The organism is Rheinheimera tilapiae (assembly GCF_042432165.1).
GTDB classification, from domain to species: Bacteria; Pseudomonadota; Gammaproteobacteria; order Enterobacterales; family Alteromonadaceae; genus Pararheinheimera; species Pararheinheimera tilapiae.
The window spans coordinates 1,958,564-1,971,048 of sequence record NZ_JBHLXP010000001.1 but is presented as its reverse complement, the minus strand read 5'-3'; the positions used below and the strand labels follow the sequence as shown (position 1 = coordinate 1,971,048).

Here is a 12,485-nt window from a genome sequence, read left to right as displayed (position 1 = left end):
AAATGACAGCGATGTCATTTCTCTACAGAGTGCATGACAAATGGTCATGTCGACAAGTAATTTTTCGACAGACCCAGTGGCTTTAATCAAGAAGAAGTAATGAAGCCAGCCGCACCCGCAGCGATCAAGCGGGCACTGGCAAGTGCAAGATTGCTTGTTGTAGACCGATATTCTGCAACAAACGGGCGCTGTGCTGCAGATAATCCTTGCTGCAACCGCGTTGATATTCACTGGCGATAAATAAAATATACGGCTTCAAATCGGCTGGATCCGGTGATGCGCCATACAAGCATTTGTCTTGTTCCAACTGGCAGAGGGATGCCGGATAGCCCCACAGAGTCAGCAGATAAATGGTGATCACACTATCGCTGTTGATACCGTTAATCGTCGCAGGAATAACGCTTTTATCTTGCTGCCATTTCAGTTTACTGAGTGGCCCGAGCGCGCTAAGCAAAGCGCATACAAACAGCTGATCCTGCTGCTCAGTAGACAATTGCGCGGCATCTGCTAACTGACGCGCGATCCCGGCTTGCTTAAATGCCTGCTCGCTGATAGCCAGATGACTGCCATCTGTGGCTGTCGCTGATATTGTCTGATCAACGGCCATCAGCGTCACTATGGCTTCAACCAGACGCAAGCCCAATCGCAGCAGCGACTCCGCTAAGGAGTGAGTTGGCCGGCTATATCCAAGAAACGCCGAGTTAGCCAGTTGCAGCAAACGCGCTGCGATCACTGGTTCATGCGCCACTAAATCAACAGCCTGCACTAAATCCGCATTCTCAGCCGCCAGCACTTGTCGTAACTGGCGGATAATCGCAGGTAACACCGGCAAACTGTCGGCCTGCCCTAATAGCTGCCGCAACTGTAACGGGATCTGCAGGCTACGCAGCCGTTCCACGCAACCAAACAGCTGTTGCATGTCCTGCTCGCTGAACGGTTTACTCAGCACAAAATGGGCCTGTAAACTAACACTACTGACGACTTCTTCCGTCGTATCCCCTGTCATCAAGACGCGCACCGTTTGCGGATACAATGCCATCGCCTGAGCCAGTACCATGTCGCCATTCAGATCAGGCATCAGAAAATCACTGACAATCAGGTCGGGCAACACACCGTCTGGTAGCGCGGAAGGCCAATGCTGCGGATCATCACACAAGTAGTAAGTCCAGCCAGACTGCAGCCGCAATGAAGCCCGCAGCAAGGCTTTGAGCATAAAACTATCATCGTCGATAAACAGTACTACAGGCTTGGCTGACATGGTCATACTCCTGATCTGTCTGTTGCGGCCGGACCGGCCTGCAGTTGACGCAAAAATTCATGTTCCGGGACCGGCCTTGCGATGAGAAACCCTTGTGCCAGATCACAACCCATGCTGCGCAGGATCTGCAGCTGTTCGGCGTTTTCCACGCCCTCAACCACGACTTCGACATGCAGTGCATGCGCCATCCGGCAAATATTGCTGACCAGACTTTGCGTATTAATATTCGATTCCAGGTCGACAATCAGCGAACGGTCGATTTTTAACACATCCACAGGTAATCTGGACAAATACGCCAGTGACGAATAGCCAGTACCAAAATCGTCAATGGCAATCCGCACCCCAAGCGCTTTAAGCGACTGCAACGAGGCCGCACTTTGCGCCAGATCCTGCATCATCCATGACTCGGTTAACTCCAGTTCAATGGTCGCAGTATCAACACCGGTTTCCACAAAGATGCGTTGGACCTGCTGGATAAAATCTTGTTGCAACAACTGAACACCGGAAATATTCACCGCGATACGAACCAGTGGCATCTTGTCCCGTTGCCAGCGGGTTGCCAACATACAAGCCTTACGCAATACCCAAAGGCCAATCTCAATGATCTGTCCATCATGTTCGGCAATCGGAATAAATAATGCCGGTGAGACGAAGCCAAGTTCCGGGTGACGCCAACGTAATAATGCTTCACAACTATCGATACGGTCCTGATGCAAATCCAGTTTGGCCTGAAAGTACAATTCAAACTGATCGTGCTCTACGGCGCGAAACAGGGCATCACTAATACGCAATTGCTGACGCTTTTTGTCGGCGTCGCCGGCACTAAACCGCATAAAAAACGCATGCGGGCTATGTAAATGCATACGATTGCTGGTCAGGACATTATTTAGCAGCAGTTTTGCACTGTCACCGTCCTCGGGGGCCATACAATAAGTCACAGTAAACAATGGACGTAAAACCTGTGACTGTTGCATGAATGGTTGCCGCACCCTTTGCAGGATCTCTGTCAGTTGCTGATGCACTTCAACTTCAGTCACCGCTGCCGGCATAGTCAGAATAAATAATTCGTTCGCCAGATACGCCAAAGCACCATAAGGCCGGCTGGCCTGCATCAGGCTCTGGCTGATACTTTCAAACAGTTGACCGGCTTCACCAAACCCAAGCATGTCAGCCCAGTCACTGAAATTCTTCAGCCGGATCGCTGCCACGGAAAAAGTGCGTTGTTGTTGCAACAAACTATCCAGTTGCTGCAACACTGCATGCTGGTCCAATAACGCTGAGGTAAAGACCCCGGCCGGCCCTTCTTGTTGCTGAATGCGTTTAAACCCAACCAGCGTACATTCAGCGTCTTTGTACTGCACATGCAGCTCACAGGGCTCATCACCCAAGTCACTGACTTCCAGTGACCCATGAATATCCTGTAAGAACACCTGTTGTTGGCTATCACTGAGTTGAAACCACTGACTAAACAGGCTCCGGTACAAGCTTGCTTCGGTTTGCCCTAATAAATTCTGAGCCACGCCGTTACTGCGCAGGATCACCCCTTCAGGCGATAGTTCCAGCAAAGCGCCGTTGCTGTTGATCATCAGCTGGCTGCGGATCCGCAAGCTACGGTTATGGCGATACAACCGAAACGCCGCTTCAATTTCTTGCAGCAGTTGTTCGTCTTCCCAGGGTTTTTGCAGGAAACGAAATGCCGTGCCTGAGTTCAGCAGCTGCAACACAGACTGGAAGTCGGAATAGCCGCTTAACACCATACAAACGGCTTCAGGGTAGAGTCGTTTCACATTTGCCAGCAACTCACCGCCTGACATTTCCGGCATGCGAAAATCAGAAATAATCACCTGACACTTATCCTGCTGCAGGCGTAACAGCGCATCGGCACCACTTGTTGCAGTGAACACGCGATAGCCCGAGCGGACCAATAACCGCTCCAGCGAGCGCAGGATAGAAATTTCGTCATCGACCAACAGCACTTTGTTCAGCATTGGGATCTCCCTGCAGCAGTTGCTGGACCAATTCTAATAACTGATTGTTTTCAAACGGCTTGCTTAATGTCGCGTCGGCGCCTAGTGCCTTGGCCTGGGCCAATTCCTGGCTGCCCAATCCCGAGATCACCAGAATTCGCACCGACTCGAGTTCTGGCTGCTGGCGGATATATCGGATCACGTCAAAACCATCCAAACCTGGCATGGACAAATCTAGCGTAATCAAATCTGGTTGCCCACCGGCGATCTTTACGCCAGCCTGAAAGCCATCTGCAGCAAAATCCAGCTGATAGCCACTGGAAAATAATACCCGCTTAATCGCTTGCCGATAGGACGCTTCGTCGTCTATCACCAAGATCCGCCGGTCTTGCGCCGCGGCCGGCGCTACTTCCGGCTCGCTTTCGCGCATGCTGTCGGCCAGCTCTGGTGGCATCGGCATTTTCTGCAGTTGCAGGAAACTGATAAAGTCAGGCAACAGCACCCGATAGTTGCCGCGTCCCGGCAGCTTGTGGCCTTTGAGCTGACCTTGCGAGATCCAGCGACTGACTGTTCGGTGATGCACGTCACAATATGCTGCGATCTCACCGGGTTTTAGTGTTTTCATCAATCAAACCTACTTCACTGACTTGACTTCTGCATGGTATAGCATACATTTCAGCTTAAAGACAAATGCGACATACAGGACAGCTTATAGTGACAACACCCGCTCCGTCGATACCAGTGCTGCTTTGTGTCGATGATGAACCCGGTATTCTGAAATCACTGCAACGTTTGTTTGTCGGCCAGCCCGTGCGGGTATTACTGGCTGGGAGTGGCCAACAGGCGCTGCAGCTGATGCAAACTGAAAAAGTGCAGTTGATCATCAGCGATATGCGGATGCCGCAGATGAATGGTGCTGAATTTCTCGCGCAAGCCGCACAGTTACAACCGGATTGTTACCGCATTCTGATGACCGGCTACGCCGATTTGGCGTCTACAGTGCAGGCCATTAACATCGGTAAAATCCATCGGTACGTGCAAAAGCCATGGCAAAATCAGGAACTACTGACACTAATCGAAGAAGGTCTGCAGCTGTTTCGTCTCGTCAGCGCCAATAAACAACTGACAGCGCAAGTGGCCCGGCAGAATGTCGAATTAAAGGCGTTGAATCACAATCTTGAAGAGATGGTGCAGCACCGCACCGCACAGTTGAAAAAAACCTTACATCAACTCAAAGCCATGATCGCCCAAAAGGAACAGGACCATAAAGCGACGCTGGAGGTGTTGTACAACATTATCAGCAGTAGTCCATGCCTATCCGGTGAGTTTGCTCTGAATGTCAGTCAGACCTGTGTTGCACTGGCACGCCTGCTAAATCTACCGCGCGAACAGCGGCAGCAATTGCGCCAGGCAGGCTTATTTTCAGAGCTCGGCAAACTGGGGCTGCCCACCCATTTACAGCTGCAACCGCTGCACAAAATGAGTCCGGCAGAACGCAGTCAATATTTACAACATCCGCAATACGCCGAAGACATTCTGGCACCAGCACAGCACCTGCAAGCCGTGCGAGACACCATCGCTCAGCAATATGAACGCTTTAACGGCAGTGGCGAACCGCAGCACAAAGTCGGCACCGACATTTGTCTGACCGCCCGGGTCTTAGCAGTCGCTCGTGATTTTTGGCTGTATGTGTTTCAGCGCTTGCATCCACAACCCCATACCCATGAACAGGCGTTAGAACAAATTCGCCGCCATCTTGGCACCTGGTACGACCCTGAAGTCGTCATTGCGCTCAGTACTCTGGTACGTAGCGGCTTGCGAACCGGAAACGACCGTAGTTCTGATGGGATCAGCGTCGCTGAACTGCAGCCAGGTATGCGGCTCAAACACAATTTGTACAACAAAAAACACTTGTTGTTGTTACCTAAGGGACAACAACTCACCGGTCCGACCATTGACAGCTTGCAGCGTTACGAGATCAAGCACAAAGAATCGCTGGTGGTGCCGGTGGAGATGGTCTCGCCACTGGATAACACCGAAGAGGAGTGAAACCAATGTTCAGGTTGTTGCAACTCAATGCGACCGATCCACAGACTTTGCAGCAAGAACTGCAACAACAGCTGCCGGAGCCAGTCAACCTGCTGATTGCGACCGGCAATGTCGCCAGTTTGCAAGCGTTGGGCGGATTAGAACGGCCACAGCAATTTGCCGCTAATTGGATTGCCTGTAGCTCCTGTATCGGCGCAGCATCGTCGTTTGGCGTAGACACTGCAACAGATCGCCGTTTAACGTTACTGGCATTGACAGATCCTGCCGGCAGTTATGGCGTGGCCAGCGTCAGACAAATCAGTGGGCAAATCAGCCAACAGGCAGCGGACACTGTACTGGCTGCTATGGCTATGGCGAAGCGGTCGGGGGAGTTGCCAGGCTTGATTTGGTGTATGCAAGCGCCGGGGTTTGAAGAGCAAATAATCAGCGGCATCCAACAAGTGGTTGGCGATCAGGTTCCGATCCTCGGGGGCAGCGCTGCAGACGATGATGTCAGTGGGCAATGGTGCCAGTATGACGGTACGACGCTTGGCAGTGATTTGTTAGTCATTGCGGTACTCTATCCGACAGTCCCGGTCAGCAGTTATTTCAGTAGTGGCTACAGTTCCGGCAAATTCAGCGGTGTTGTGACGGCCGTCAGCGACCGGAATATCATGCAAATCGACGGTGAACCGGCCTTACAAGTCTACAACCGCTGGCTACTCGGCGCCGGATTGGCGCCGCTGCAGCCCGGCGTAGTCATGAGTCAGAGCACTTTTCATCCGATTGGCCGCCAGCTGTCGGCGCGCGATGTTCCATTCTCCTTGCTGAGTTTACCGACTAATGTCGGCGACGATGGCAGCATCAGATTGCTTGCAGAATTACAAGTTGGAGACGAGATATCGTTGATGCACGGGTCGAAAGAACAGTTAGTGCGTCGTGCCGCACATGTCGTCCAGGTCGCAGCGAATAACCTGCGGTTACGGCACGATACGGCACCAGCCGCTGCGCTGATTGTGTATTGCGCTGGTTGTATGCTGGCCGTACGCGACGAAATTCACCAGGTCCAGCAGTCGCTGACCAGTAGCCTGCCAGGTCTGCCCTATCTGGTAGCCTTTACTTATGGCGAACAAGGCTGTTTTGCCGATGGTTTTAACCGCCACGGCAATCTGATGATTTCCGCAGTGCTGTTCGGCCACACCAAATGAAGGGTCTGGGATGAAAAATCAGGAACAATTGCAGGAAAAAATACTGCAGCTAACCTACGAAAAGCAGCAGCTTGAACAATTCAGACATCTGAATGAGCTGCTGAGCCATGGTCTCGATGCTATTTTATCGTCCGAACATCATGATGAGCTGTTTAGCAAGCTGTTTGAAGGCATTATCAAAGTGATTGATTATGATGCCATTTGTATTTTGCAGCGCTTAAACGACAGCGCGCAATTACAACTTTTAGCATCACAACCGGCTTTAAATGCACAGTTGTTACCCGATGCTGACGCCCTCGCCCAGTTATTTCTCCGTGATTTAAATTTGTTTAATTTGCCGAAACTGGACTGGTGGCAACCGGCAATGTCTGGCTTTAGTGACGGTTATTTATCTGCGTTAACCTACCCGTTGCAGACGACACAATCTTCATTTGTCTTATTGCTGTTCTCGAAAAAAATTGGCGCGTTTTCTGCCAACAACGCAGGCATGCTACGTTCGTTTAGCAGCTTTATCGCCAGCACTTTGTCGCAAATCGAAAAGCGTAAACTGTTACAGGAACGCGATGATTTACGCGCGCAACAATATCGGATTGAACAAAGCCTGATGCGTCAGGAAAAAATGGCCGCGATCGGCCAGCTAGCAGCAGGTGTGGCACACGAACTGAATAATCCGCTTGGATTTATCTATTGTAATCTCAATACCTTACGTCACTACCTACAACAGTATGATCAATTTATTACCCAAAGCACGCAACTGCATCCGGAGCTGAAAACGCTGGGTGACAGCCTGCAACTTGGTTACCTGCAGCAGGAAAGTCAGGATCTAATTAATGAATCACTCGAGGGGGCACGGCGCTCCCGCGACATTATCAATAATCTGCGCACCTTCTCACATCCAGACGAAAAAACTCAGCATGATCTCGATTTTTGCAGCCTGCTCAAAGACAGCATCCGGATCGCACAAACTCAGGTCAAACATAATGCGCGGATCCAGCTGCACCTGCCGGCCGAGCCGGCGTTATTGCGCGGCAATGCCACACAGCTTGGTCAGGTACTACTTAATTTGCTGATCAATGCCAATCAGGCAGTCGGCGCCGGCAAAGGTCAGATTGATTTGAGTCTGTATGCCGCCGATGGCCAATGGATACTGGATATACAGGACAATGGCTGTGGTATTGCTGAGAGTGCCCAGGCGCATATTTTTGAACCCTTTTTTACCACAAAGCCGGTAGGACAAGGCACCGGACTTGGATTATCGCTTTCGCGCGCTATTGTCGAACAACATGGGGGCACGCTGAGACTTGCTGATACCAGTGCTGCGGGAACTTGTTTTCAATTACGTCTGCCGGTGTTGGAGGCGCGCTGATGGTTTGGCAACACAAAGCACTGAGCTTACGTCGGATCCGTTATTGGTTGCTGCTGGTTTTGCTCGGGACGCTGGCCAACATGACCATTATCGATTTGCCTTTTGTCGTGCCTTTTAGCATAGGCAATGTCGCTTTATTTTTAATCTTGCGTCGTCTGGGACTGTTTTGGCTGGTCCCTGCCGCTGGCTTGATTCTGTTACCACTGTGGCAAAATCTGGCGTTAACCGCCAGTCTGCTGCAATTGCTGGTCCTGCTCTGTTTTAACGACCGTATCCGGCAATACAGTTTTGCAGCTATTGCGCTGTATGCATTTAGCTGTACCGTTTTATTCAGTCTGACCGCGCCGTTTAAAATCACCAGCGAGCCGTTTTACCTGCTGCTGTATGCTGGCCTGAGTACCGCCGTATTTGCCTTCTGCCTGCGTGCGATGTTAATTCTTGATACGCTGACTGCATCCGCCAGCCACGAACAGCAACAGTCTCTGACTCAACAATTGTCTCATCGGGTCGCGATGTACAGCAGCATTCCGTCAACATTGTTAATTGCGCTGGTATTGCATGGCGCGACGGCATTAGATGTATCGCGGTATTTGCAGCGCTACAGTGACGAACAGGCCCAGCTTGCCAAACAAATCAGCGGTCACCTGACCGGCTATCTGACCCAGGTTGTACTGGCAGGCAAGATTTTGGATATTGTCAGTCCATCGGCGTTATTGCCGGCATTGACCGCACAACGCGCCGAATTTAGCTCGGCGTTGATCACTGATGCCGAAGGCAAAGTTCAGCATTTTTATAAAGCGGACCTGCCTGAGACCGCGAAACCTGGCAGTAGTGTGGCAGACCGTAGCTATTTCACCGAGCCACGCCGCACCGGTTTACCCTATATCAGCGATACGTTTCTTGGTCGTAATCTCGGACAGGATCAGTTGTTTGCAGTCAGTACACCGCTGACTGATACCAAAGCAGCGTTTAGCGGTGTGTTGGAAGTGTCGGTCAATCTGTCAGAGCTGACAAAAGCAATCTCACCAACTGACCTCGAGATCTCCCACCGGGTGTTGTTAGATCATCAGCAAAAGAAAATTTGGGGCACTTCGGATGATCGTCCGCTTGGCCAAATCTGGTCGGTGAGTTCCCAGTCGGATCCAGACCCACGCGAGTATTTACGTAATAACTGGTTCAACAGCTTCGGCCCTATTATGTTGACAGAAAATGCCGCACATTTCCTACTCAAGAATTACGTGTCGCCCGGCCAGTGGCAGTTAAAGTACTTTATCGATACCGACAGCTTTATCCAGCGCTATCATGTATTTCTGGCATTAGCGATGGTGGTAGCGATGCTGTTACTTGAAGCCATTACTGCCTTGTCGCGGGCATTTGTCAGCCGTTATACCACAGCTCTCGAACAGCTGGCCCACAGCGCCTCTGCCTGGCAGCCAGACGATCCACCACAACCACGGCCATTACTGCACCAGTCAGCGATTGAAATTGACACACTGGCGCTCACCATCAGTGATATGCAACACCGTGTCAGAGCATCACGTCGCGGCATGTATCAGTCAATGCAGCAAATCGTGACACTAAATAACGAGCTGGAACAGCGCGTCAGTCACCGCACCGAAGAACTGCGACATGAACGAGACCGGGCAACGCAGCTTGCCGCGATTAAAACCCGTTTTCTTGCCAACATGAGCCATGAAATACGCACGCCGATCACCGTGATTAAAGGTTTTACCGAGCAACTCGCCGGCCGGCTGACAGCGACAGATTTGGTATTGATTAACCGCATCCAACAAAATACTGAACATCTGCAACGGCTGGTAGACGATATTCTGGATACGGCCAAAATTGATGAAGGAAAAATGAGTCTGGAGCTGCAGGCTGTGCCATTAAAGGAGTTTATTCAGCTACTGACCGACAATGTAGGGTCGCTTGCTGCAAAAAAAGGCCTGACTCTCAAGGTAAACAATGATAACGCAGACGGTCTTTCCTTGACCGCAGATCCATTTCGGCTTAGGCAAATTTTGCTTAACCTTTTGAGCAATGCCATAAAATTTACCGCAAGTGGACAAATCACGCTTAAAATCCTGGCGTGCAACGACGGCAGTATCAACATCGCCGTGATCGATCAGGGTATTGGCATCCAGCAAGAGCAGCAGGCACATCTGTTTTCAGCTTTCACTCAGGCCGATAGCAGTACCAGTCGTCATTATGGCGGAACTGGCCTTGGGCTGTACATTTGCCGCCAATTAGCTGAGGCGATGCAAATGCAAATCATGGTCTCAAGCGCTATTGGTGTTGGTTCCACTTTTACCCTGCAGGTTCCAGCGCATTTAGTGAGCACAATCCACGAGGACAAACCTGAGCTAGAGCAAAAATCGGCACCTGCGGTTCTACTCAGATCGGCACGTTTGCTGGTCGTCGATGATGTTGCCGATATCCGCGCCTTAATCGCATCCTATTTAGAACTACAACCTCTGACACTTAGTTTCGCCGAGAATGGACTAGCCGCCCTTGAGCTCTGCCGCCAGCATAGCTTTGACCTGATCATCATGGACCAACAGATGCCGGAACTTGATGGAATGGCCGCAGCCCGGCAATTGCGGGATATGGGTGTGTTGTGCCCGATTTTGTCGCTCAGTGCCGACGTATTTGAAGAGCCGGCCAAACAGCTCAGCGATTTGTTCACCCTGACCATGACAAAACCATTTTCCCGGCAACAATTGTTAGAAGCGCTAGCTCACATGCAGTCGGGCGATTTGACTAGAGAAACACTACAGATTTCAACAGACGATGGTAGCTCTACACTGAAAGAGACCGACGACGAACTACTACATGAATACCGCCGATCTCTGCCCAGCCATGCTGAGACCATCCAGCGTTTGATGAACACTCAGGAGTTGGATAAACTCAATCGCCTGCTACACCAGATTAAAGGCACAACAGCGTGCTTTGGCCTCGACGATATCAGCGCACTAGCGGCAGCAGCACACGGCGCACTGAAAGCCGGCACTATGGACGAAGAGTTACTTGGCGCATTAATAGATAAGTTGTATACGGCGGCACAGCAATAATACCTATGTCTGATGGTATTATTGCTGTACTGATTATGATGTCTGATGACTCAGCATCGCCAGTTTGTGTGCGATGTCTTGTAATGAAAGAACCTGATGCACTGCGCCGAGGCGAATTGCTTCTTTTGGCATACCAAACACTACACAACTGGCTTCATCCTGGGCATAAGTCGTAGCACCTGCCTGATGCATTTCTAGCAAACCTCGGGCACCATCGTCACCCATTCCGGTCAGAATATACCCTTGGGCTGCAGCGCCGAGTTCACGTGCCACCGAATTGAATAATACATTAACAGATGGCTTATGGCGGGATACTGCAGGACCATCCTGAACTACGGTATAAAGTTCTTGACCGTGTTTTTCCACTTGCAGATGCAACCCGCCTGGTGCGATATAAACATGACCAGGTTGCATCAGTTCATGATGCTTCGCTTCGACCACATTTAGTGCTGAAATATGGTCCATCCGTTCGGCAAAAGCACGGGTAAAAGCGGCCGGCATATGTTGAACAATTACGATAGGCGGTAAAGTTGCAGGTAGTTGGCGCAGGACAAACTCCAGCGCCTGGGTCCCGCCGGTCGAAGTCCCCAGCGCCACCAAACTTATGCTCTGATGGTTTTCATGCAAAAGTGTCTTAGCAAATAATTGGCGCTGCGCCGCATGACTAAGGCTGCTGAACGACTGCTGTTTGACCATTTTTGCTCTTGCGGCATTTTTCACAGATCGGACTATGTCCCGGCCGACTCTGAGCAAATCGTCTTTAGATGACATCACTGGTTTCGCAAAAATCTCTACAGCACCGGCACCAAGCGCCTCAACAGAACTGCGCGCCCCAGCCAGTGTCAGCGAAGAACAAATAATTACCGGCAATGGCCGACTGCGCATCAGAGAGCGCAAAAAGGTTAGGCCATCCATCCCTGGCATTTCGATATCGAGCACCAAAACGTCAGGCCACTGCTGCTCCATCGCGCGCATCGCGAAGATCGGATTGCTGTGTGCGCCTATCAGAGTCAATTCAGGATCTGCGGTAACTAACTGGCCCAGTGTCTGGCGGATCACCGCAGAATCATCAACCAGCATTACATTAATTCTTTCGGTCATATCTGCCTGCCTTTAATGATGAAACCGTTGATATCGCCCGTTGAGGCAGCCCATTTTTATCAAGCTGCGTCCGGCCATTACTTAAATCGACACGTAAGTGGCGGTAGCAATTGCCACCAAAGTCCTGCACCGCCAGAACCGCATTCAGGTTGCCGAGCAAATTCAACGCCATATGCAGGTTCTGCTGACCCACCCGAAACATTGCTGGTGCATCGCTGCTGGTGCTCACAAAAAACATATCGCCACCACCATAGAGCTGAAGCTCGCATTGCTGCAGTGTCGCTCCATAACGAATCAGTTCCTGCGCGAAAATCATGAACGCCTCATCGACAAAGCGCCCGCTCAAGGGTGCCGAAACCAGCTTCGCGCGTGTCGGTAGCACCGCATGGCATACTCCCACCCATCGAGCTGGCGGTAGAAGGGCCACCAAACTAATACATGACCCCAAAATGGTCGTTAACTGACCCGGACGGCAACTTCCCATCC

Annotated in this window: 9 protein-coding genes; 4 read left to right on the top strand and 5 right to left on the bottom strand. The window is 51.1% G+C overall.

The features are described 5' to 3' along the window. Positions 1-124 precede the first annotated feature (124 nt). Genes ACFFJP_RS08525 through ACFFJP_RS08515 form a run of 3 tightly spaced genes read right to left on the bottom strand, consistent with a single transcriptional unit; the run spans position 125 to position 3,850 of the window. Positions 125-1,258 (bottom strand): HDOD domain-containing protein, encoded by a 1,134-nt coding sequence (locus ACFFJP_RS08525; protein WP_377242416.1) that lies wholly within the window; start codon positions 1,256-1,258, stop codon positions 125-127. A 2-nt stretch (positions 1,259-1,260) separates the two neighbouring features. Next, positions 1,261-3,246, bottom strand: a complete 1,986-nt coding sequence (locus tag ACFFJP_RS08520) for an EAL domain-containing response regulator (protein WP_377242414.1) — start codon at positions 3,244-3,246, stop codon at positions 1,261-1,263. Next, positions 3,218-3,850, bottom strand: a complete 633-nt coding sequence (locus ACFFJP_RS08515) for a response regulator (RefSeq protein WP_377242411.1) — start codon at positions 3,848-3,850, stop codon at positions 3,218-3,220. Before ACFFJP_RS08515 ends, ACFFJP_RS08520 begins: the two co-directional genes overlap by 29 nt. A gap of 89 nt (positions 3,851-3,939) precedes the next feature. Between ACFFJP_RS08515 and nosR the strand changes: the two genes are divergently transcribed. The 4 genes from nosR to ACFFJP_RS08495 are packed head-to-tail and all read left to right on the top strand — an operon-like array spanning position 3,940 to position 10,898. Continuing rightward, the gene (nosR, locus tag ACFFJP_RS08510) at positions 3,940-5,274 is read left to right on the top strand and encodes a response regulator c-di-GMP phosphodiesterase, NosR family (protein WP_377242409.1); all 1,335 of its coding nucleotides are present in this window, start codon (positions 3,940-3,942) and stop codon (positions 5,272-5,274) included. A gap of 5 nt (positions 5,275-5,279) precedes the next feature. Continuing rightward, positions 5,280-6,461, top strand: coding sequence for an FIST signal transduction protein (locus ACFFJP_RS08505; protein ID WP_377242407.1), 1,182 nt, complete (start codon positions 5,280-5,282; stop codon positions 6,459-6,461). A gap of 10 nt (positions 6,462-6,471) precedes the next feature. Further along, positions 6,472-7,827: a sensor histidine kinase gene (locus ACFFJP_RS08500; RefSeq protein WP_377242405.1), complete on the top strand. Its 1,356-nt coding sequence runs from the start codon at positions 6,472-6,474 to the stop codon at positions 7,825-7,827. Next, positions 7,827-10,898, top strand: coding sequence for an ATP-binding protein (locus ACFFJP_RS08495; RefSeq protein ID WP_377242403.1), 3,072 nt, complete (start codon positions 7,827-7,829; stop codon positions 10,896-10,898). The genes ACFFJP_RS08500 and ACFFJP_RS08495 overlap by 1 nt, the downstream gene beginning before the upstream one ends. 33 nt (positions 10,899-10,931) lie before the next feature. On the opposite strand, the gene ACFFJP_RS08490 is transcribed toward ACFFJP_RS08495, so the two are convergent. Both ACFFJP_RS08490 and ACFFJP_RS08485 read right to left on the bottom strand, forming a co-directional pair. Next, the gene (locus ACFFJP_RS08490) at positions 10,932-11,999 is read right to left on the bottom strand and encodes a protein-glutamate methylesterase/protein-glutamine glutaminase (protein WP_377242401.1); all 1,068 of its coding nucleotides are present in this window, start codon (positions 11,997-11,999) and stop codon (positions 10,932-10,934) included. Next, positions 11,983-12,483, bottom strand: a complete 501-nt coding sequence (locus ACFFJP_RS08485; RefSeq protein ID WP_377243408.1) for a chemotaxis protein CheD — start codon at positions 12,481-12,483, stop codon at positions 11,983-11,985. Before ACFFJP_RS08485 ends, ACFFJP_RS08490 begins: the two co-directional genes overlap by 17 nt. Positions 12,484-12,485: the final 2 nt, after the last annotated feature.